A 21,119-nucleotide genomic window follows, 5' to 3' on the forward strand; every position below is an offset into this window, starting at 1 on the left:
NTCTGATGGTGCTGGCCATCGGCATCATCGTCGACGACGCCATCGTCGTGGTCGAGAACGTCGAGCGCATCATGGCCCGCGAAGGGTTGGCGCCGAAGGACGCGACGGTCAAGGCGATGAAGGAGATCACCGGGGCGGTGATCGGCATCACGCTGGTCCTGACCGCCGTGTTCATTCCCATGGCGTTGGCGAGCGGGTCCGTCGGCGTGATCTACCAGCAGTTCACGCTGTCGATGGCGGTGGCGATCCTGTTCTCCGCCTTCCTGGCGCTCACCCTGACGCCGGCGCTCTGCGCGACGCTCCTCCTGCCGGTCGATCCCGCGCATCACGAAAAGCGCGGTTTCTTCGGCTGGTTCAATCGTGGCTTCGACCGCCTGACGCTGGGTTACGAGCGGAGCGTCACCGGGCTGGTGGCGCGCACCGGGCGCGTGATGCTGGTGTTCGCCGCACTCGTCGCGGTCCTGGTGCTGGCTTACCGGCAACTGCCCTCGTCCTTCCTTCCCGAGGAGGATCAGGGTTACTTCATGACATCCATCCAGCTTCCTGCCGACGCCACGACCGAACGCACGCTGAGGATCGTCAAGACGTTCGAGGAGCATGTCGCCTCACGCCCGTCGATCCAATCCAATCTGTCCATCGTGGGGTTCGGCTTCTCTGGCTCCGGCACGAACGCCGCAATGGGATTCACCATGCTGAAGGACTGGGGTCAGCGCGACGGCGCCACGCCTCAGAGCGAGGCGGCTCTCGCACAGCAGGCCATGGCCGGCACGACGGAAGGCACGGTGATGAACCTGCTGCCGCCCGCCATCGAGGAGTTGGGCACCAGTTCCGGCTTCTCCCTGCGCCTTCAGGACCGCGCCAACCAGGGCCATGCCGCGCTGAAGGCCGCGGAGACCCGGCTGCTGGAACTTGCGGCGCAAAGCAAGGTCGTGACCGGCGTTTATCCCGACGGCTTGCCCGCCGGCGCCAGCATCCGACTGGAGATCGACCGCGGGAAGGCCGAGGCGCTCGGCGTGGCGTTCACCAGCGTCAGCGACACGCTGTCGACGGCGATGGGGTCGAGATACGTCAATGACTTTCCGAATGCCGGGCGCATGCAGCAGGTGATCGTCCAGGCCGACGCGCCGGCGCGCATGCAGATCGACGACGTGCTGAAGCTGTATGTCCGCAACCTGGCCGGCGGGATGGTGCCGCTGTCGGAAGTCGTTCGGCCGGTCTGGAGCGAGACGCCGCTGCAACTCGTCCGCTACCAGGGTTTCCCGGCCGTGCGCATTTCCGGCAGCGCCGCGCCCGGCGTCTCCAGCGGCAGCGCCATGGCCGAGATGGAGCGGCTGGCCGCGCAGTTGCCGTCCGGCTTCGCCATCGCCTGGACCGGGCAGTCCCTGCAGGAGCGGCAGTCCGCCGCCCAGGCCCCGATGCTGATGGCGCTGTCGATGCTGGTGGTGTTCCTCGTGCTCGCCGCGCTGTACGAGAGCTGGGCCATTCCGCTGTCGGTCATGCTGGTGGTGCCGCTCGGCCTCCTTGGCGCGGTGCTCGCGGTGACACTGCGCGGCCTGCCCAACGACGTGTACTTCAAGGTCGGCATGATCACCGTGATCGGCTTGTCGGCCAAGAACGCCATCCTGATCGTCGAGTTCGCCAAACAGCTGCGCGAAGAGGGGATGGGGCTGGTGGAGGCCGCCGTGGCCGCGGCCCGCCTGCGCCTGCGCCCGATCCTGATGACGTCCCTGGCCTTCGGCCTTGGCGTCGTGCCGCTGATGATCGCCATGGGCGCCAGTGCCGAAACCCAGCACGCCATCGGCACCGGCGTGTTCGGCGGCATGGTCAGCGCTACGGTACTGGCCATCGGCTTCGTTCCCGTCTTCTTCGTGGTCGTGATGGGCTGGAGGGAGCGCCTCGAAACCTGGCGGACGGCCCGCCGCACCGTGCCTACGGCCGGCGAGGGAGGCAAAGCATGAAAAGGCTTCCCATGTTCCCCGGCACGCGATGGCTGATCCTGGCCACCGTTTCCAGCGCCCTGTTCCTGATCGTCGTCGATATGACGGTGCTCTACACCGCCTTGCCGACGCTCACGCGTGAGCTTGGAGCCACCGCCTCCCAGAAACTCTGGATCGTGAACGCCTATCCCCTGGTGATGGCAGCGCTGTTGCCCGGGCTGGGCACGCTGGGTGACCGGCTTGGGCACAAGGCGATGTTCACCGCCGGCCTCCTCGTATTCGGCGCGGCCTCGTTTGGCGCGGCTCTCGCGCCTTCGTCGCCAATCTTGATTGCGGCGCGAATGGTGCTGGCGGTCGGCGCGGCGATGATGATGCCGGCGACGCTATCCCTGATTCGCCTGACCTTTACAAACGCGGGGGAGCGGTCGCTTGCCATCGGCATCTGGGCAGCCGTCGCTTCTGGCGGTGCAGCGGCCGGTCCGGTGATAGGAGGGGCGCTGCTGGAGCATTTCTGGTGGGGCTCGGTCTTCCTGATCAATGTGCCGGTGGTCGTGGCAGCGGTTGCCGCCAGCACCCTTCTGCTGACCAACCGCCCTGGAGACGCCGGGCGCCCCTGGGACCTGATCGGTTCCGTTCAGGTCATGGTCGGCCTTGGTGGCCTGATCTATGCTCTGAAGGAAACCGCCAAGCGCGACCCCTCGTGGGGAATGGCGGGGCTGACGCTGGTCGCCGGTCTGCTCGCCATGGCGCGGTTCGTGCGGCGGCAGCGCCGCAGCCGCTTTCCGTTGATCGATTTCTCACTCTTCGCCGACCCGTGCTTTTCGGCGGGTGTGGCGACCGCCATGGCTGCGGCGGCGGCGCTGATCGGGGTGGAGCTGGTGTTCAGCCAACGTCTCCAACTTGTGCTGGGGCTTTCCCCGCTGGAGGCCGGTTGGCTGATCCTGCCGATCCCGCTTGCCGCTCTGGTCGCGGCGCCGCTGACCGGGGCGGCACTGTCGCGGCTTGGATCCGCGCGTGTGCTCTGGGCGGCGCTCCTGGTGACCGGTTTGGCCCTGCTGGCTTTCCTCGCCAGCTCCGACGGTCCGGCCGGGGTGTGGATCCCGGCCCTCACGGTGATGGGGCTTGGGAGTGGCGCCGCGATGACGGCTGCGTCTTCGGCCATCATGCTCTCCGCCCCCGAGAGCCGGGCGGGAATGGCGGCTTCGGTCGAGGAAGTTTCCTACGAATTGGGAGGAACGCTCGGCATCGCACTGCTGGGCAGCCTGATGTCGGTTCTCTACACACGGGCTATGCACTTACCGCCAGGGATCGCGATTGCTCCCGAGGCGCGCGACAGCATCGATGAGGCCTTCGCGCTATCGGAACAACTGGCGCAGCCTCAAGCCGAGCAGGTAGCAGCCATGGCCCGGATGGCCTTTGACCAAGCCTTCACCGGTGTCGTCGGGGCCGCCGCGGTGATGTTGATCACCGTGGCTTTCATCGTGCGTTGGATGCTTGCCGGACAAGACGGGGCGAAAGACACCGGTTCTTCGGAGCAGCGGGTTGATGAATGCTGATGCTAATTTGACTGGCGGACGGCTCCACGCTTCCAATCGGCTTCCGTCAGGAGTCGCGTCATGTCCGGCCGAGAATAGACACGGCAGGGGAGTGTCTGGAATTTCGTGCTCGGCGGGGTTATCCTGAAGCGAACGGAGTCCCTGCATGGCACGACGCAGAGAGCCCGTTATCCCGGACGCGATCCTCGACCAACTGTTGGCCGGTGCTGACGCCAAGACGGCGTTCGATCCGAACGGCCTGCTCGACCAATTGAAGAAGGCGCTGACCGAGCGGGCGCTGAAGGCGGAGCTGGATCATCACCTGGCCGGTGACGAGAGCGGCAACCGTTGCAGCGGCTACGGCATCGAGGCCTCGGCCGACCTGATCTCCACGGTGACGGACGCGGTGATCGGGGAGGTGACGACCTGGCAGAACCGGCCCCTGGAGGCGATCTATCCCCTGGTGTTCCTCGATGCCATCCGGGTCAGGATCCGCGACGAAGGCTTGGTGCACAACAAGGCCATCCATGTGGCCATCGGCGTGCGGGCCGACGGCGCCAGGGAGGTGTTGGGCCTATGGATTGGGCAGAACGAAGGCGCCAAGTTCTGGCTGCGCGTCCTGAACGAGTTGAAGAACCGGGACGTCGAGGACGTCCTGCTGGCCGTGGTCGATGGGCTGAAGGGCTTTCCCGAGGCGATCGCCGCCGCGCTGAAGACGGTCTACGACGCCGTCGACGATAAGGTCGCCGAGGCGAACGCACACCCCAAGCCGTCAGTCCTCGGCGGACGGCAGGCGAAGCTCGACGCGAAGCCCGCCGAGCGGCGAGTCCGCAAGCCGGATGTCGCCGCCGTACAGGCGCGCCAAATCCCGCACCACGGCCAAGCCCAGGCCGCTTCCGGGGACACTCTCGTCGAGCCGGACGCCGGGGCTGAGGACGATGTCGCGGCGCCCTTCCGGCAGGCCGGGGCCGTCGTCGTCGACGGTGATGCTCAGCAGGCCCTGCGCATCGATCCGTGAGGCGACGGCGACGCGGTGGCGCGCCCACTTGCAGGCGTTGTCCACCAGATTGCCCAGCATCTCGTCGAGATCTTCCCGTTCGCCGGCGAAGACATGCTCCGGAGCGACGTCGATCGCGATCTCCAGCATCGCCGCGGCGTGCAGTTTCCCCATGACGCGGACCAAGGCGGAGACGCAACCGGCCACCGGGGTGCTGATGCCGGGCACGCCGCGCGCGGCCGCCGCCCGCGCCCGCGCCATGTGATGGTCCACATGCCGGCACAAGATATTCACCCGGTGGACAATGCCCGCCCCGACCGCCCGCGCGTTGCGTTCGTCCAGCGCGCCCGCCTCGTTCGCCAGAACCGCCAGATTCGTCTTGAGGGCGTGCGCCAGATTGCCGGCCTGCAACCGTCCCCGGCCGATGATCTCGTCCGCGTGGGCCAGCAGCGCGTTCAGGTCCTCGACCAGGGGCTGGATCTCGGTCGGCATCGCTTCCGCAAAGCGCTTCTTCCGGCCGGCGCGCACCTCGGTCAACTCGAAGCGCAGGCGGGACAGCGGCTTGAGCCCGACCTCCACCTGAACCAGCGCCGCCAGGATCAGCGTCGCGGCGAGAACCCCGAGCGACAGCGTGAGGGTGAGGTTGAACGCCCGCGTGACTTGGGCCAGCTCCTCGTGGTCGGCGCCGACGGCGATCCGGTAGGGATCGGGCCGTTCGGGAAGCACGACCGAGCGTTCCAGAACCGTCAGGGGCTGGCCGGCCGGTCCCGCCACGACGTGGTGGTGGATCTCGCCGTCGGCGACCTCGTCGGCGGGCAAGGCCAGGACGCCATCCCACAGCGACCGCGAGCGCAGAAACGAGTCCCCGGCACCGCCGACCTGCCAATACAGGCCGGAAAGCGGCCGGCGGAAGCGCGGATCGCTCAAGGGCTGGCGCAGCGTCGGCCGGCCATCCGCGTCCGGTTCCAGCGCGGCCGCCAGCTGCTCCAGGTGATTGGCCAACTCGGCTTCGAAGCGTTGGCGGACGTGGTCGCCAAACAGGCTGGCGAGGATGAACCCGGCGACGGCAAGGGCCAGAGCGATCCACACCGCCGCGCCGACCAGCAGCCGGAAACGCAACGAACCGGTCTGGATCGTGGCCCATCTCATGGCTCGTCCACCCGATACCCCAGGCCGCGCACCGTCTTGATGATGTCGACGCCGAGCTTGCGGCGCAGACGCCCGACGAACACCTCGACCGTGTTGGAATCGCGGTCGAAGTCCTGGGCGTAGACGTGCTCGATCAGTTCGCTGCGCGAGACCACCTGTCCCTTGCGGTGCATGAGGTAGGAGAGCACCCGGTACTCGTAGGCGGTGAGTTCCACCAGCTCGCCGTGCGCGCTCACCCGGCCGGTCCGCGTGTCGAGCGTCACGCCGCCGCAGACGATCTCCGCCGTCGCGTGGCCCTTGGCGCGGCGGATCAGCGCCCGGATGCGGGCGAGCAGCTCCTCCATGCTGAACGGCTTGGCGAGGTAGTCGTCGGCACCGGCATCGATGCCCTGCACCTTCTCGTTCCAGGCGCCGCGAGCGGTGAGGATCAGCACGGGCACCGTCACCGCGTTCCGCCGCCAGCCGCGCAGCACCGACAGCCCGTCGATCTTCGGCAGGCCGAGGTCGAGAACCACCGCGTCGTAGGGTTCGGTCTCACCGAGAAACCGCCCCTCCTCGCCGTCCGTCGCCAGATCGACGGCATAGCCTTCGGCTTCCAGCCGCAGCTTCAGCTGGCGCCCCAGATCCGGGGTGTCTTCCACCACGAGCACGCGCATGGCCCTACCTCCGTTCCCCGTGGCGTCGGTCGCGTCCCTTGGCGCGCAGGAGCTCGCCCGTCGCGGCATCGTATTCCAGCTTCAGGATGCGGCCGTCGCCGGCGATCAGCTTGAGTTCGTAGTGGAAGCCGGCGTTCTCGTCCTCCAGTTCGACATCCAGGATCTCGCCGCCGAACCGCGCCTTGGCGCTCTCGACGATCCGCTCCAGCGGCAGGATGCGTCCGGCCTGCAAGGCTTCCCGCGCGCGGTCATGGTCGTCCCCGGCCGAAGCGCCGGCCATTCCCGCGAAGAGCAGGCCGCCGGCCAGGATGGGCAGTGCTGAACCGATGGACATGCGCACCTCGAACTCCGGCTTGAGTCTCGCCCGCCGCTGGGTGGGGTGGAAGCCAGCGTATCGTCGCATCCCTGAACCGCCGATGAACATTGGCAGCGCCCGGGCGGCGCATGGCGCGTTTGCTGAACGCCCGATGAACCGCCCGTTCAGGCTCGCCTCAGGCAACCTCGCGCAGAGTGCGGTTCATCGAGCGCTGCGGCGCTCACCGACACCACAGGTGAAGCCATGCCCAAGACCGCAATCGTCGCCGTCCTCGCCGCCCTGACCCTGTCGGGGGCCGCCCATGCCGGCGACCGCCACCGTGACCGGACGTTCCAGACGACCGGCCCGCTGCCGATCGCCGAGATCCTCAAGGCCGGCGGCGGCATTGCCACCGGCACGGTCGGCCGGGTCGCCGCCAATTGGTTCGTGCTCAACGACGGCCGGACCGAGATCGACGTCACCAGTCACGATCTCCTGCCGGAGGGAATCCAGGCCGGCGCTCCCATCACCGTCGTCGGCGCGGTTCGGCACGGCTCCATCCAGGCCAGCCGGATCATCCGCGATGACGGCACCGCCTTCGGCAGCGACGTCTTCCAGGACCGTGGCCACCGTCACCATGACGACGATTGAACCGGGAGCGGCCCCATGCTCAGGACGATGATCGTTCACAGCCTCCTCGCCGCGCTCGTCATCGGCACGCTGGCCATCGGCTATCAGGCGTCCGCCCAGGGGCTGCCGAGCCTCGCCGGTCTCTGGAGCGCCGACGCCGCGCACGACGACTGACCCCCAGCCCGAACCGCCCCAGTCTGCACCGACGCCAAGAGAGACCGCCATGGCCAACCGCAAGCCGACCGTCGCCGAAAGGACCTTCCTCCTCCTGTTCCACGCGACGGTCTCGGGGGGCTTCCTCGTCGCTTACCTGACCGGGGACGAGGACACCTACGGCATGCACGTCTTCTCCGGCTATGCCGTCCTGGCCGCCTTGGCCTTGCGGGCGGTCGCCGGGGTGGCGGTGGCCGAAGGCAGTCCGCTGCGTTTCCCGAAACCGGCCGTCCGGCCGGTGCTGGACTGGCTGGCCCGCCTGTTGACCGGCGATGCGAAGGCCCGCGCTGAACGCAGCCCGCTGATTGCCTGGGTGGCCGTGCCCCTTCTCGCCGGGGTCGGCCTCGCGGCCATCTCCGGTGCCGGGGCGGATTTCGTAGTCAAGCTCGAAGACCTGCATGAAGCTCTCGGCGAGGCCGCCCTGTGGATCGTCGCCATGCATGTCGGACTGGTCCTCTGGCTGCACTGGCTGATGCGTCTCCGGCCGATGACCGTGCCCCGTTGGCCGTCGCGCCGCCCCGATCCCTCCCGCCGAGTGAACCCATGAAATCGCCCCTCCTCCTCTTCGCCGCCGTCGCGACGCTCGCCACCGGCGTCGCTCTGGCGGCGACCGCCGATCCCAACCGTACGAAGATCCTCGACGGCTACGCCGCCCAGGCGAAGGCGCAGAGTCCCGACTTTGCGGGCTTCTCGGCCGACCGTGGCCGCGCCCTCTACCTGGGTCCGCACAGCGGCGGCAAGGCCGAGACCCCAGCCTGCGCCGCCTGCCACACCGAGAACCCCACGGTGCAGGGGCGCCATTACAAGACCGGGCGCGCCATCGAACCGATGGCGGTCTCGGTCACGCCCAAGAGGTTCACCGACCCGGCCGAGGTCGAGAAGCGTTTCGAGCGCGATTGCCCCAACGTCCTCGGCCGGGCCTGCACCGCCCGTGAGAAGGGCGACTTCATCACCTTTCTGGCGAGCCGATAGATATGCGCTTTTCGATCGCGGCCACGGCCGCCCTGCTCCTGACCGGCAACGCCACGCTGGCGAGCGAATTCGAACGGGTGCCACCCGTGACCCATGCCGCAACGCTGAAGCAATGTGGCGAGTGTCACATGGCCTATCAGCCGGGCCTGCTGCCCGCCGCCAGCTGGACCCGCATCATGGACGGGCTGGCCGACCATTTCGGCGACAAGGCCAGCCTGCCGCCCGACGTTGCGGCGGATATCCGTGGGTACCTGACCCGGAATGCCGGCGGCGGCGACGGGCGGCTCGTCCGCATCACCGATCAGCGCTGGTGGCAACGCAAGCACGGCTTCGAATCGACCGTTTGGCAGCGCAAGACGGTGGGCGCCAAGGGCAACTGCGAGGCGTGCCACCGCACGGCGGCCAAAGGCCTCTACGAGGACGACTGGGCTCTGTTGCAAACTTTTGCTGTAGGCGCGAGATGATGAATACGGGCATCACCGCCGACGCTATGCGTCCTGGAGTTCGCGCAACTTAGTTGTGTTTGGTCCCAAACCAACTCGGGCTGGCCCGGCGGCGATACCGTCAGGCCATACTTTCTTCTTTGGACAAGAAAAAGGGCCGGGACGGACATGCCGCCCCGGCCTGACCCCGGAAGTGTCTGCCACCGGTCGAAACCGAAAGGATCAGGGAAGGCGGCTTTCAGCGAGACGCAGGCGGCCTTCCGGGGACAAGCGGGACATGGTTTCGGCTACGCGTGCCTCGAACTCCCTTCGAAGCGTGGCGTCGTTGGCGTGGATGTTGTCGAACAGGTCTGTCAGCCGCTTCGGATCGAAGGATTCGGCCATCAATTCGCTGCGCAGGCGCGGCGCGAACTCCTCACGCCCGATGCGGATGCGGACGAAGAGCGGACGCGCATCGTCGAGCGCCTTGCGCAGGATCGCGGCGTCGGCGGGGGACAGCCGGCCCGAAACCTCGTTGACCAGCCGTTCCAGCATTTGTTCCGGTCCTGGCGGCGGGGGCGGCCGGAAGCTGTGGGCGACGACAAAGCCGCCGGCCAGCATGTTAAGCGCGAGAGACCCCACCAGCAGGAACCAGGGCCAGCGGCGTCGGATGGACGGCGTCATCGCACGTCTCCCAGATAGCTGACGATCATCACGCCCGACAGGCTGGGCGCGCTCGTCTTTTCGAAGGTGACCAGACCCTGGCTGTAGCTGAGGAACCCGACCGCCGCCATGACGGCCAGCAATCCGGCGAGCGGGGCAGGGCGGAAGGGCGGTCGCGACAGGAACCACGGCACGAATTCAGGAACGACCCTTTGGGCCAGACAGTCGGCGATGCGGGCATAGACCTGCGCCTCCCGCCTTGAGGAAACGAGCGGGGTCGATGCGGCATCCAGCAGCGTGTCGGTGACGGCGGCATCGGTCAGCAGGTCGCGGGCCTCGGCACTTTCGTCCAGAAGGGTCAGCGCATCCACCCAGACGGAGCGCGGCCACCGGTCCAGATCGGCGCCATAGGCCGCGGCATAGCGTTTGAACTCTTTGAGTGTCATGACCGTGCACCGTCCTTCTGACGGATCAGGGGTTGAAGCCGGGCCCGCACCACACGGCGCGCCCGGACCAGCAGACTTTCCATAGCTGAAACAGACACCTGCAATACCTCCGAAGCCTCAGCGCACGTCATCTCCTCATGATAGCAGAGGCTGAGGGCCGCCCGTTGGCGTTCGGGCAACGCCGCGATCGCGGCGTCCACCGCTGCACCGATCCTGATGCCGTCGATCACCGTTTCGGCGCTCCAGGCTGGATCGGCGATCTCTCCGGCATCGTCGAGCGAGGCGAAGCTGCGCCGCCGCTTGTAATCGATGGCGCGGTTCACCACGATCCTGTACAGCCAGGTCGTGAAGCGGGTTCCGTCGCCGCGCCAGCGGTCAGCGTTGGCCCAGATCTGCAGGAAAGCGTCCTGCACGACTTCTTCGGCGTCGGCGGCATTCCCAACCACCCGTTGAGCCAAGGCGATGCTCCGGCGCAGATGTCGGCGCGTGAGTGTTCCAAACGCTTTCCGGTCGCCGATGGCGGCGATCGCCATCAGCGCCTCGTCCGTCGCCATCTCCTCGGTAGGCTCCACGCCGTCGTCCGCCCGCTCCCGGTTGCTGTCAGGGATTTATACGCCGTACGCGCAGAAGTCCTGCGCTGCGGGCGGCAAGTTTCTGGCAAGGAGTTTCCCCAGGGGGCCGCTCCCTGGCGTCCTGGGACGCGTTCTCGGATGTCGATGCCTTCGTCGATGAGGTCCTGGCGGAACTGGCCACGATGACGGCGGCGGCATGGCGGAGCCGAACACCGTCGTGATCGACAGCCGCACCTGTCGTCCGGCCCCGACCTGTTTCGCCCGTGGTGTCGCTGGTGGGAAGAAGGTCCGCAGCATCAAACTCCATCTCGGCGTGGAGAAACATGGCTTCCCGTTGGCGATAGTCGTCAAGCGAACCAAGGCTCACCTCATCGCCATCATCGAGATCGCGCTCATCTTCATTCCATCCAGGCTTCCGCGGCGTCTGACCGCCAAGGACCTCAGTGCCGGATCCTACAAACAGACACCTTTTGTTCACCACATCTTTTTTTTTTGAAAAAACCGCGCCAGCTTTCGTCCGCCGTTCCGTGGATAGCCACAGAACAAACGGGGCGGCGCCTGCCCGTCGCCCCTCCCGGAACGACACCGGCCTGAACCGACGCGAACCCCATCCCGGAGTCCGCGAACGGGCCGCGATTGGGTGGAGAGCGCGATGCTGGTGGATTCGGTCACTTCCACGTCCTCGACGACCACGACGTCCTCCTCATCGTCGTCGAGCAGTTCGTCGTCCAGCGTCAGCGAAAGCTACGAGACGTTCCTGACCCTGCTGCTGAAGCAGTTGGAAACCCAGGATCCGACGAACCCGGTGGACACCACCACCTTCACCACCCAGCTCGTCCAGCTTTCCGGGCTGGAACAGCAGATGACGACCAACGACAAGCTCGACGAGCTGAACAGCACGGTGTCCGACCTCGCCAGTTCGGTGAGCTCGTCGCTCGGGTCCGGCAGCAGCGCCATCAGTTACTACGGCAAGACGGTGGAGGCCGAAGGCTCCACCACGCCCCTGCAGGACGGCGAGGCCACCTGGGAATACGACCTCGATTCCGAAGCGTCGTCGGTGACGCTCACCATCACCGATTCCAGCGGCAACACGGTCTACAGCGACGTCAGTTCCTCCACCGATGCCGGCACCCATGAAGTGACCTGGGACGGCATCGGCACCGACGGCAGCAGCTACAGCAGCGGCACCTACACGCTGACGGTCAAGGCCCTCGACGCCAACGGCAAGGCCATCGACACGACAACGCGCTTCAAGGGCACCGTGACCTCGGTCGACAGCTCGTCCGGCACCGCGGTGCTGAGCGTCGGCGGCGTCAGCCTGTCGTCCGACGATGTGCTGTCGGTGTCCTGACCTCTCCTCCCCTCCCCTCCCCTCCCCCGAATTCCAGACGACAGGTGCCGCGATGAGCATCACCAGCGCCATGTACAGCGCCGTGTCCGGGCTGACCGCCCAGAGCAAGGCGCTCGCCAGCATCTCCAGCAACATCGCCAATTCCAGCACCACCGGCTTCAAGGGCACCGTCACCGAGTTCACCTCCTACATCAACAAGACCACCACGGTCGACGAGCAGGTCGGCGGCGTCATCGCCTCGAACAGCCGCAGCATCAGCAGCCAGGGCGAGATCGAGACGTCCAGCGTCACCACCAATCTGGCGGTGAACGGCGAGGGCTTCTTCGTGGTGGCGGACGACACGGCCGACGGCGGGACCTACTTCACCCGCAACGGCTCCTTCAGCGCCGATTCCGATGGGTATCTGGTGAATTCGGAGGGCTACTACCTCTCGGGCTGGAAGCTGGACGACAGCGGCAATGTCAGCGCCAGCAACAAGACCTCGGTCGACAGCCTGGAATCGATCAACCTCTCCAACATCAAGGGCACGCCCAAGGCGACCTCCACCCTCGGGATCGAGGCCAATCTGCCGTCCGATGCCGAAACCGGCGACAGCTTCACCTCCGACGTCGAGATGTTCGACGCACTGGGCAACAGCCACTCCGTCACCATGACCTGGAGCAAGACCGCCGACAACACATGGTCGGTCGATGCCGCCAATCCGGTCAGCTCCAACGATGGAACGACCACGACCGGCACCATTTCCGGCTTCCCGATCACGATCAGCTTCAACGACGACGGGTCGCTGGCCGGCGCCACCCAGAACGGCACGGTGGTCGATCCCTCCGCCATCGCCTTCTCCGTCACCGGATGGACGACCGGCGCCGCTGACAGTAGCGTCTCGATGGATCTCGGCACCGCCGACGGCATCGACGGGCTGACGCAGTACACGTCCGGCGAGGATGAACCGGAAATCGGCGACTGGACGGCGACCAAGGACGGCTACGAGCCCGGCACGCTGACCGGCACCACCATCGACAGCGAAGGCGTGGTGCGCGCCACCTTCGACAACGGCGAAACGCGGGCGATCTACCAGATCCCGATCGCGACCTTCGCCAATGCCGACGGGCTGGACAGCGAAAGCGGCACCACCTTCACCCAGACCTACGAATCCGGCAGCTACCAGCTGCGCACCGCGGGCGACGGCAAGGCCGGCGATATCGAGGCCGGCTCCCTGGAAAGCTCGACCGTCGAGCTGACCGACGAGTTCAGCCGCATGATCGTCGCCCAGCAGGCCTATTCCGCCGCATCCAAGGTGATGACAACGGCGCAGGACATGCTGGACACGCTGATCTCGATGAAGCGGTGACGCCATGGCCGCCGCACCGGACGAAGGGTTCGCCCGTGCCGATTCCCTGCTGCTGGAACATCGCCGGCTGGTGGCGCATGCGCGGTCGCTGCTGGCCCGCAGCAGCACGCGGGCCGAGCGGCTGGCCCTTGCCGACGATCTGATCTCGCTGATCGACCGGCTGGGCAGCGAAAAGCGTACCCTCGCCGCCCGCATCCACCGCGGTCGCGCCGCGAATGCCGCGGTCAGCGCCTATGGCAAGGCGATGGCCGTACGCCGCTGACAGGGCGGCTCTCCTCAAAAAAAACAGCGCCAGCTTTCGCCCCGCCCGCCGTGGAACCCGACATCACAACCCCGGAGCCTTCGCCATGGCGCTCAAGCAGACCCTGCGCAAACCGGCACCCCAAAAGCCCGCAGCGGCGAAGTCCCAGCCTGTCGAGCTGAAGCTGACGAAGGCCGCGGCGCCCGCCGCCTCGACCGTTCCGGACGCCCCCACGATCTTCCTGCGCGTCGATGCGGTGCAGGTGCTGGAAGACTTCGTCGCCGAACTGGACCGGACGGCGGCGCGGGCCGAGGCGGCGGTACGGGAAGGCCGTCCGCGCGACGCGCTGCTGGCGGCGGGCGACATGCAGACCCTGTTGAGGACCTGGAAGGACCGGTTGGCCGATGCGCTGGCACAGGTCCGCAGCAAGCGCGTCGCCCCGGCGATACGCGGCGCGGCCAGGGCAGCCGCCGGGCAGGTGCTGCCGGCGCTTGCCGCCCGCATGCGGGTGATGGAGGCGCAGATCAAGGTCCACCGTGCCCGCCAGAACGCCATCGGCGCCGCCCTGCGCGCCGCCTCGACCGCGCCGGCCGGCGTCTATGGCGTCGCCTACGGTCCGGGTGCGCGGTACGGCGCACGGGTGGCGATGCGCACCACCGGCCATGCCGTCGGCGTGACGGTCTGACCCCGCAACGAAGGAGAGGGAGGCCGCGCCATGTCGCTTCGCGTCGCCGGATCCATCGCCACATCGGCGCTGCGCACGTCCGAGGTCGGGCTGGCGGTCGCCTCCTCCAATGTCGCCAACGCCGATACCGAGGGCTATACCCGCAAGACCTCCTCCACCGTCACCCGCGACACCGGGACCGGAATCTCCAGCGTCGACATCACCGCCGTCTCCAGCAATGTCGACCGCTATCTGCTGAAGACCATCGTGTCGGCGGAGTCCGACCTCGGCTATGCCGAAACGCGCGACAGCTATCTCGACCAGCTGCAATCGTCGCTCGGCAGCGTGACGGCGGATGATGACAGCACCGGCACCGACATCGGCTCGATGATCGACGCGCTGGCCGACACGCTGGGCACGCTCGCCACCTCGCCGGAAAGCGGGAGCGCCAAGGCCGCGACCGTGCAGGACCTGTCCGACCTGGCCGAGACGCTGCGCAGCACCTCCTCCACCGTCCAGTCGCTGCGCGCCCAGGCCGACGACGAGATCGCCACCACCGTCGGCAGCATCAACGAGACGCTGCACAGCATCGATGACCTGAACGAGCAGATCGTCAAGGGCAAGGCGCTCGGCCAGAATGTCACCGACCTGGAGGACCAGCGCAACACGGCGCTGAAGAGTCTCGCCTCCAATCTCGACGTCACCTATCAGGTCGACGACAGCGGGCTGATGCGCATCTCCACCGCGTCGGGCAAGTCGCTGCTCGACAGCGCGGTGCATGAGCTTTCCTACACGCCGGCCTCCTCGGTGAGCGCCGAGACGACCTACAGCGCCAGCGGCAGCAGCGGCTTCAACGGCATCATGCTGAACGGCACCGACATCACCGGCTCCTCGCTGGGCGGCTCGCTCGGCGCGCTGGTGCAGCTGCGCGACAGCGATCTGCCGGCCCAACAGGCCGCCCTGGACGAACTGGCGACCTCGCTGATCGATACGCTGAACGGCATCCAGAACCAGGGCACCTCCTATCCGGCACCGCAGACGCTGACGGGAACCGAAACGGTATCGGCCGGCGACGCGCTCAAGGTCACCAGCGGCACGTTGCGGGTCGCCGTCACCGACAGCAGCGGCACGGCAGCGGAGGTTCTGGACATCGACCTGTCGACCATGTCGACGCTGCAGGACGTGGTGGACGCCATCAACACGATGAGCAACGCCTCCGCCTCGATCTCCGCCGACGGCAAGCTGGTGATCTCCGCCGACAGTTCCAGCAACGGCATCGCGCTCGGCGGCGACGCCAATGACGGGACGACCGGCTCCTTCTCCGACGCCTACGGCCTGAACGACCTGCTGACCGGCACCGGCGCCTCCGACATCGAGGTGGCGGCGCGCATCTCCGCCGACAGCAGCCTGCTCGCCACCGGCGCCCTGACCTCCGCCAGCGGGTTGACCGCCGGGGATACGGCCTTGACCAGCGGCGAGGGCTCCATCGCCAGCGCGCTGTCGGCCGCCTTCTCGACCAGCCGCTCCTTCGATGCCGCCGGGGGCCTGAGTGCCCGCAGCACCACCTTCGCCGGCTATGCCGGCGCCGTCATTCAGGGTGCCGCCACGCTCGCCGAGACGGCAGCCAGCGCCCTGGAGAGCCAGGAAACCTACACCAGCAGCCTGGAGACGACCTTTTCGTCCCGGAGCGGCGTCAATGTCGACGAGGAGACGGCTGCGATCTCCACCCTGCAATCCGCCTACGAGGCCGCAGCCGCGGTCATGAAGACGCTGCAGGAGATGTTCGACACGGCGCTGGACATGGTTCAGTAAAGGAGACCGCGATGGAACGGGTCGCGACCTACAACCATCAGAACACGCTCGTCCAGTACATGCTGAAGGCCGAAGCCAAGGTGGCGGCCGAACAGATCCGGTCGGCATCGGGCCTGAATTCCACCGACTACAAGGGCATCGCCACCGACAGCAGCCGGCTGGTCAATCTGGAAAGCCATTACCGCCGCCTGGAACAGTATGTCGACGAGGGCGAGGTCGTGAACGGCCGCATCCAGTCGATGTACGACGCGGTCGGCAGCATGACCGACCTGACCTCCCGCCTCAGCGCGCTGATCACCGGACTGATGGGCGACAATGCCGCCGGGGTCGAGGGCGTGGTGGCGGAAGCCGGCCAGCTGATGGAGGAACTCGCCGGCCTGATGAACACGCAGCAGGACGGACGCTACCTGTTCGCCGGCGGGCGCACCGACCGGACGGCGGTCGATCTCGACGGCTATGCCGCCCAAACCTATCCGTCCAGCTCCGACATCGGCTATTACCAGGGCGATTCCACGGTCGCGCATTTCCAGGCTGCCGACGATTTCGTGCTGTCCTATGGCGTGACCGCCGACGATCCGGCCTTCGAACAGGCCCTGCGCGCCTTCAGCCTGATCGCCAACATGTCGACCGATCCGGTGGACGAGGATCTGCTGGCCGAAGCGACGACGCTGGCATCCGACGCGACCGACGGCCTGACCATCGTCCAGGCCAAGCTGGGCGCCGCCAGCGCGTCGCTGGAAAACACCATCGACCGCCATGTGGACGAGCAGCTGGTGCTGCAGACCCAGGTCGACGACATCCGCAGCGTCGACCTGGCCGAATCCACCACCAGGCTGTCGCAGCTCCAGGCCTCGCTGGAGGCCACCATGAGCCTGATGAAGATCCTCGAAGAGAACAGCCTGTCCGACTATCTGTGACCGCCGCGAAGGCGTCCGCAAAAAAACTTCTACCCCAATCGAAAAACCCCGCCAGTTTCCGCCGCGTCCCCCGTGAGTCCCGGTGAGGGTCGCCGAAACGGCCCCGGTTCGATCAGGAGACCAGATCATGCCCGTCATCACGACCAACACGGCATCCAATTCGGCGCTTCGCTATCTGAACATCAATTCCGAAAACCAGTCGGATTCGGTGTCGAAGATCGCCAGCGGCTCGCGCATCACCAAGGCGTCGGACGACGCCGCCGGCCTTGCCGTCGGCACCTCGCTGCAGTCGGACATCACCGTGCTGAACCAGGCCGCCACCAACGCCTCGCACGGCTCTTCGATCCTGCAGACCGCCGACGGCGGCATGTCCAGCATCTCCGACATCGTGCAGCGCATGCGCTCGCTGGCGACGCAGTCGCTCTCCGGTTCGGTCACCGACAACGAGCGCGCCTATCTGGATGCCGAGTTCCAGCAGCTGCAGGACGAAATCGACGGCATCGCGTCCGGCACCCGCTTCAACGACGAATCGCTGCTCGACGGCACCGAACAATGGGCGTCGGGCGTGAATTTCCGCGTCGGCACCACCGACACCGACAACATCACGGTGACCATCGGCGACGTGACCACCACCGGTCTGGGCATCAACGCGCTGGATGTCGGCACGTCGGCGACCGCCGCCGCCGCGCTGACCGCGCTCGACACCGCGGTGACCAGCCTGTCGGACGCCCGCGCCGATGTCGGCGCGCTGATCTCGCGCTTCGAGTTCCGCAGCGACATGATCGACACCACCATCGAGAACACCGAAGCGGCGCAATCCGCGATCATGGACGTCGACGTGGCGGCCCAGCAATCGCAGCTCGCTTCGGAAAAGGTGCTGACCCAGGCGGCCATCGCCGTCCTGTCGCAAGCGAACTCGATGCCGGAAAACCTGCTCTCCCTGCTGCGCTGACGGTTGGCCGGCCGCCGCGCCGGCGCCCCCGCCCAGCCTCACATCTCCGCGGGGCGCCGCCTTCCGGCGGCCTCTACAACCGCCGCGCTCATCCTTCCCCGGCCGCCGCAATACCGGCAGCCGGAGAAGGATGACCATCCGGGGGATTACCGCCGCCATGACCACAGTCACCTCGACCACCAGCACGACGACCACCGCCGCAAGCACCGGCTATTCTGCGCTGACCTCCAGCGATTCCGGCACGGGCATCGACTATTCCCTGCTGATCGAGGCGAAGGTCAACGCGCGCCTGACCAAGGCCGACCGGATCGACGCCAAGATCACCGCGAACGAGGCGAAGATCACCGCCTACACCGATCTGCAGGACCTTCTGCAGACGGTGAACGAATCGCTGGACGGTCTGCGCAACCGCACCACATCGACCGGCGCCTCCAGCAATCTGTTCAGCCAGCGCGCCGCCTATATCGGCGACGACGACGTGTTCAGCGCGACGGTGGACGACGATACCGAGGTCGGGACCTATTCGGTGGTGGTGCAGCAGATCGCGACGAAGCACAAGATCGCCGCCGACAGCGCCAGCAGCAAGACCGACGCGCTGGGGTATTCCGGCGGCTTCACACTGCAGGCGGCCGATGGCAGCGCCGTGACCATTTCGATGGAGAGCGACGACAGCCTGACCGACCTGCGCGATGCCATCAACGCCCAGAAATCGACGAGCGGAGTCACCGCCAGCATCGTACAGGTCAGCGACAGCGGCTATCAGCTGATCCTGACCGCCAACAACACCGGCGAAGAGATCACGCTGACCGACGGCGGCGACGGGGTGCTGTCCTCGCTTGGCCTCACCGATGACGACGGCGCAATCAAGAACGAGCTGGTCGCGGTCCAGGATGCGATCGTCGAGATCGACGGCGTCACCATCACCCGCAGTTCCAACACCATCGACGACGCCATCGAGGGCGTGACGCTGAATCTCTACAGCGCCAGCCCGGACACCGCGGTCTCGATGGAGATCTCGACCGACCTGTCGTCGATCAAGACCGCGATCACCGATTTCGTCGATGCCTACAACGCCTATCGCGACTTCGTGGTCACCCAGCAATCGACCACCTCGGACGGCGAGGCGAGCGAGGATGCGACGCTGTTCGCCGACAGCCTGCTGCGCCAGATCACGCAGTCGGTGTCGAGCGCGCTGAACACCACGATCGCCACCGACGATGGGACCGTGCTGTCCCTTGCCTCCCTCGGCATCACGTTCGACAGCACCAACAATCTGGAACTGGACGAGGACACGCTGAACAGCGTCCTCAGCTCCGACCTGGATGCAGTGAAGCAGCTGCTCGGCCTCAATATGACGTCTTCGTCGAGCCAGCTGTCCCTGCTGCGCTACGAAACCGCGCAGACGCCCCAGTCCTTCACCCTCGACATCGTCCGGGGCGAGGACGGGACGCTGACCTCCGCCTCGGTCGATGGCGACAGCAGCCTGTTCACCGTCAGCGGCAACCGCATCATCGGCGCCGAAGGCACGGCCTACGAGGGCATCGTTCTCGTCTACACCGGCAGCAGCGGCAGCGTCGACGTCGATTTCTCCCAGGGACTGGCCGACACGCTGTACAGCGCCATCGATGCTGCGGCCGCCGACTACGACAGCGACCTCACCACCGCCATCGACGACCTCGAGGCCCAGGATACCACGCTGCAGAGCCGGTCGGACGACATCCGCGCCAAGGCCGAAACCTACCGCACGACGCTGACCGCCTATTACGCCCGGCTGGAGGCGGCGGCCGAAACCGCGGCCCTGCTGTTGAAACAGCTGACCTACAGCGAGGACGACGACAGCTGAGCGGTCTCGGTACGACCGACCCCAGCCCTTCCGAAAGCAAGGCTCTTCCCCATCACGAGGACTCGGCGCCATGCGCAACTCCGCCTATTCGAAAGCCCTGAACGCCTATGCCGTCGCCAACAGCACGGTGCCGCCGCTGGTCGCCGTGGTCCGGCTTTACGAGCGGGCGATGATCCATCTGCACGCCGCCCGCGACGCCGCTGCCGCGCGCCGCTTCGAAGACCATCATGCGGCCATCCAGCGCGCCGTGATGGTGTTCGCAGGTCTTGATTCCATTCTAATTTTCGGCAAATATGAGGATGTTGCCTGGACGCTCCGGCGGTTCTATCGCCGGCTGATCGCACAGGCGGGCGCCGCCGCCAGCCGGAAGGATCCGGTTGCGGCCTGCGACTCACTCATCAGCCAGACCTCCTTCATGCTGAAGGCCTGGCAGGCCATCGCCGCAGAACGCGGCGGGCCTTCCACTGTCGTCGGTGCCCCGGCCAAAGGGCCGCATGCATCCGTCGTCGGGAGAACGATGGATCATGCTCATGGCGGACTCTCGGCTTGATGCCAGACGCCGGTCGGACGACTGCGGGCGCCCCGATCCCGGACTGGTCGATCGCGGACTGGCGATGACCGGCGAGGTGACGCGGGGGACCGCCGCCGGCGCCATCGTTCCACTGGGCGAGGAACCGGACGAGACGCTCATGGCGCAGATCCGGTCCGGCAGCCAGACGGCCTACCGGCGCCTGGTCCACCGCCACCTGAAGCGCACCTATGCGCTGGCTCGCCGCCTGACCGGCAACGAGGCGGAGGCGGAGGACGTCGTGCAGGATGCCTTCCTGCAGGTCTGGCAACGCCGCGCCCAATGGACCGACGACGGCGGCGCCCGCTTCACCACCTGGCTCTACCGGGTGGTGGTGAACCGCTGCATCGACCACAAGAGGCGGCCGGTCGGCCAGGATCTGGATGCGGTGGCGGAACCGTCGGACGCCGCGCCCGACGCGGTGAGCACCATCCACCGCCGGCAGGTCGCCGCCCGCCTCCTGGATGCCCAGAACAAGCTGACCCCGCAGCAGCGCGCCGCGGTGACGTTGTTTTATTACGAGAATTTAAGCAACGCCGACATCGCGAGCGTTATGCAAATCAGCATAGGTGCTGTAGAATCTCTTTTGAAACGTGCGCGCCAGCAGCTCCGGCTGCTGCTGCGCGCCAGTGCGCAGGCGGCCAGGGATTCATTCGATGACGGATGAGGAGTTTCGCGATCAGCTCGATCGCCACGGGGGCGACCTCGCACTCTGGCCCGCCGATGCGGCCCGGGATGCGCGGCGCCTTCTTCTGCGTTCGGTCAAGGCGCAGGCGATGCTGGACGAGATGGTGACGATGGAACTGGCGCTCGGCCGGTCGGAGGATCGCCCGCCGCCCGGCCTCGCCGACCGTATCTTCGCCGCGGCTTTCCGCCTGCCGCAGTCCGATCGCGGCTTCGACGAGGACGGCGATCAGCCGCCGCGGCTGATGTAAC

24 protein-coding genes and 2 pseudogenes are annotated in these 21,119 nt (G+C 67.0%); 20 read left to right on the forward strand and 6 right to left on the reverse strand.

Annotation, left to right across the window (positions count from 1 at the left end; translation table 11 throughout):
- Position 1 precedes the first annotated feature (1 nt).
- From A6A40_RS31680 to A6A40_RS23075, 3 genes and pseudogenes are all read left to right on the forward strand, one after another.
- Positions 2 to 1,958, forward strand: a pseudogene (locus tag A6A40_RS31680) (efflux RND transporter permease subunit); the annotation flags it as partial.
- Positions 1,955 to 3,493, forward strand: a complete 1,539-nt coding sequence (locus tag A6A40_RS23070) for an MFS transporter (RefSeq protein WP_269467688.1) — start codon at positions 1,955 to 1,957, stop codon at positions 3,491 to 3,493. The pseudogene A6A40_RS31680 and the gene A6A40_RS23070, both read left to right, overlap by 4 nt.
- A gap of 145 nt (positions 3,494 to 3,638) precedes the next feature.
- A pseudogene (locus A6A40_RS23075) lies at positions 3,639 to 4,178 on the forward strand (transposase); the annotation flags it as partial.
- Between the two features lie 66 nt (positions 4,179 to 4,244).
- Here A6A40_RS23075 and A6A40_RS23080 read toward each other — a convergent pair.
- The 3 genes from A6A40_RS23080 to A6A40_RS23090 are packed head-to-tail and all read right to left on the reverse strand — an operon-like array spanning position 4,245 to position 6,608.
- A complete protein-coding gene (locus tag A6A40_RS23080; RefSeq protein WP_108548226.1) occupies positions 4,245 to 5,618 on the reverse strand; it encodes a sensor histidine kinase in 1,374 nt (457 codons plus the stop codon).
- Positions 5,615 to 6,274 (reverse strand): response regulator, encoded by a 660-nt coding sequence (locus A6A40_RS23085; protein ID WP_108548227.1) that lies wholly within the window; start codon positions 6,272 to 6,274, stop codon positions 5,615 to 5,617. The genes A6A40_RS23080 and A6A40_RS23085 overlap by 4 nt, the downstream gene beginning before the upstream one ends.
- A 4-nt stretch (positions 6,275 to 6,278) precedes the next feature.
- Positions 6,279 to 6,608 carry a PepSY domain-containing protein gene (locus A6A40_RS23090; protein WP_108548228.1) on the reverse strand — a complete coding sequence of 110 codons (330 nt, stop codon included), beginning with the start codon at positions 6,606 to 6,608 and terminating at the stop codon, positions 6,279 to 6,281.
- Between the two features lie 225 nt (positions 6,609 to 6,833).
- On the opposite strand from A6A40_RS23090, the gene A6A40_RS23095 reads away from it, so the two are divergent.
- The 5 genes from A6A40_RS23095 to A6A40_RS23110 are packed head-to-tail and all read left to right on the forward strand — an operon-like array spanning position 6,834 to position 8,848.
- Positions 6,834 to 7,220 (forward strand): hypothetical protein, encoded by a 387-nt coding sequence (locus A6A40_RS23095; protein ID WP_108548229.1) that lies wholly within the window; start codon positions 6,834 to 6,836, stop codon positions 7,218 to 7,220.
- Positions 7,221 to 7,235: 15 nt separating this feature from the next.
- Positions 7,236 to 7,373, forward strand: a complete 138-nt coding sequence (locus A6A40_RS30800; protein WP_158279351.1) for a hypothetical protein — start codon at positions 7,236 to 7,238, stop codon at positions 7,371 to 7,373.
- Positions 7,374 to 7,422: 49 nt separating this feature from the next.
- On the forward strand, positions 7,423 to 7,959 hold the full coding sequence (locus A6A40_RS23100; protein ID WP_108548230.1) for a hypothetical protein: 537 nt from the start codon (positions 7,423 to 7,425) through the stop codon (positions 7,957 to 7,959).
- Entirely contained in the window at positions 7,956 to 8,384 is a 429-nt protein-coding gene (locus A6A40_RS23105; protein ID WP_108548231.1) for a DUF1924 domain-containing protein, read from the forward strand. Before A6A40_RS23100 ends, A6A40_RS23105 begins: the two co-directional genes overlap by 4 nt.
- 2 nt (positions 8,385 to 8,386) lie before the next feature.
- A complete protein-coding gene (locus tag A6A40_RS23110; RefSeq protein ID WP_108548232.1) occupies positions 8,387 to 8,848 on the forward strand; it encodes a diheme cytochrome c in 462 nt (153 codons plus the stop codon).
- 201 nt (positions 8,849 to 9,049) lie between these two features.
- Here A6A40_RS23110 and A6A40_RS23115 read toward each other — a convergent pair whose 3' ends face one another.
- From A6A40_RS23115 to A6A40_RS23125, 3 genes are read right to left on the reverse strand one after another with little or no spacing between them, the layout of a single operon-like run.
- Positions 9,050 to 9,490, reverse strand: a complete 441-nt coding sequence (locus tag A6A40_RS23115; protein WP_108548233.1) for a periplasmic heavy metal sensor — start codon at positions 9,488 to 9,490, stop codon at positions 9,050 to 9,052.
- Positions 9,487 to 9,915: a hypothetical protein gene (locus A6A40_RS23120; protein WP_108548234.1), complete on the reverse strand. Its 429-nt coding sequence runs from the start codon at positions 9,913 to 9,915 to the stop codon at positions 9,487 to 9,489. The genes A6A40_RS23115 and A6A40_RS23120 overlap by 4 nt, the downstream gene beginning before the upstream one ends.
- The gene (locus tag A6A40_RS23125) at positions 9,912 to 10,469 is read right to left on the reverse strand and encodes a sigma-70 family RNA polymerase sigma factor (RefSeq protein ID WP_236783980.1); all 558 of its coding nucleotides are present in this window, start codon (positions 10,467 to 10,469) and stop codon (positions 9,912 to 9,914) included. Before A6A40_RS23125 ends, A6A40_RS23120 begins: the two co-directional genes overlap by 4 nt.
- Before the next feature lie 214 nt (positions 10,470 to 10,683).
- Here A6A40_RS23125 and A6A40_RS23130 point away from each other — a divergent pair, with 214 nt between their 5' ends.
- The 12 genes from A6A40_RS23130 to A6A40_RS23190 all read left to right on the forward strand — a co-directional run bounded on the left by A6A40_RS23130 (position 10,684) and on the right by A6A40_RS23190 (position 21,118).
- Complete coding sequence (locus tag A6A40_RS23130) at positions 10,684 to 10,983, forward strand: hypothetical protein (protein WP_108548236.1); 300 nt, start codon at positions 10,684 to 10,686, stop codon at positions 10,981 to 10,983.
- A 156-nt stretch (positions 10,984 to 11,139) separates the two neighbouring features.
- The gene (locus A6A40_RS23140; protein ID WP_236783981.1) at positions 11,140 to 11,838 is read left to right on the forward strand and encodes a flagellar hook assembly protein FlgD; all 699 of its coding nucleotides are present in this window, start codon (positions 11,140 to 11,142) and stop codon (positions 11,836 to 11,838) included.
- A gap of 52 nt (positions 11,839 to 11,890) precedes the next feature.
- On the forward strand, positions 11,891 to 13,186 hold the full coding sequence (gene flgE, locus A6A40_RS23145) for a flagellar hook protein FlgE (RefSeq protein ID WP_108548238.1): 1,296 nt from the start codon (positions 11,891 to 11,893) through the stop codon (positions 13,184 to 13,186).
- A 4-nt stretch (positions 13,187 to 13,190) separates the two neighbouring features.
- Positions 13,191 to 13,448 carry a hypothetical protein gene (locus tag A6A40_RS23150; RefSeq protein ID WP_108548239.1) on the forward strand — a complete coding sequence of 86 codons (258 nt, stop codon included), beginning with the start codon at positions 13,191 to 13,193 and terminating at the stop codon, positions 13,446 to 13,448.
- Between the two features lie 85 nt (positions 13,449 to 13,533).
- Complete coding sequence (locus tag A6A40_RS23155) at positions 13,534 to 14,112, forward strand: hypothetical protein (protein WP_108548240.1); 579 nt, start codon at positions 13,534 to 13,536, stop codon at positions 14,110 to 14,112.
- A 30-nt stretch (positions 14,113 to 14,142) separates the two neighbouring features.
- Positions 14,143 to 15,903 carry a flagellar hook-associated protein FlgK gene (flgK, locus tag A6A40_RS23160; protein WP_108548241.1) on the forward strand — a complete coding sequence of 587 codons (1,761 nt, stop codon included), beginning with the start codon at positions 14,143 to 14,145 and terminating at the stop codon, positions 15,901 to 15,903.
- Between the two features lie 11 nt (positions 15,904 to 15,914).
- Positions 15,915 to 16,820 carry a flagellin gene (locus tag A6A40_RS23165; RefSeq protein ID WP_108548242.1) on the forward strand — a complete coding sequence of 302 codons (906 nt, stop codon included), beginning with the start codon at positions 15,915 to 15,917 and terminating at the stop codon, positions 16,818 to 16,820.
- A 127-nt stretch (positions 16,821 to 16,947) separates the two neighbouring features.
- Complete coding sequence (locus tag A6A40_RS23170; RefSeq protein ID WP_108548243.1) at positions 16,948 to 17,772, forward strand: flagellin; 825 nt, start codon at positions 16,948 to 16,950, stop codon at positions 17,770 to 17,772.
- Between the two features lie 157 nt (positions 17,773 to 17,929).
- Positions 17,930 to 19,615, forward strand: a complete 1,686-nt coding sequence (fliD, locus tag A6A40_RS23175; RefSeq protein ID WP_108548266.1) for a flagellar filament capping protein FliD — start codon at positions 17,930 to 17,932, stop codon at positions 19,613 to 19,615.
- A 70-nt stretch (positions 19,616 to 19,685) separates the two neighbouring features.
- Positions 19,686 to 20,165: a flagellar export chaperone FliS gene (locus A6A40_RS23180; RefSeq protein WP_108548244.1), complete on the forward strand. Its 480-nt coding sequence runs from the start codon at positions 19,686 to 19,688 to the stop codon at positions 20,163 to 20,165.
- Positions 20,146 to 20,850, forward strand: coding sequence for a sigma-70 family RNA polymerase sigma factor (locus A6A40_RS23185; RefSeq protein WP_236783982.1), 705 nt, complete (start codon positions 20,146 to 20,148; stop codon positions 20,848 to 20,850). The genes A6A40_RS23180 and A6A40_RS23185 overlap by 20 nt, the downstream gene beginning before the upstream one ends.
- Positions 20,840 to 21,118: a hypothetical protein gene (locus A6A40_RS23190; RefSeq protein WP_108548246.1), complete on the forward strand. Its 279-nt coding sequence runs from the start codon at positions 20,840 to 20,842 to the stop codon at positions 21,116 to 21,118. Before A6A40_RS23185 ends, A6A40_RS23190 begins: the two co-directional genes overlap by 11 nt.
- Position 21,119: the final 1 nt, after the last annotated feature.

Origin of the sequence: Azospirillum humicireducens (assembly GCF_001639105.2) — a bacterium.
Classification (GTDB): Bacteria; Pseudomonadota; Alphaproteobacteria; order Azospirillales; family Azospirillaceae; genus Azospirillum; species Azospirillum humicireducens.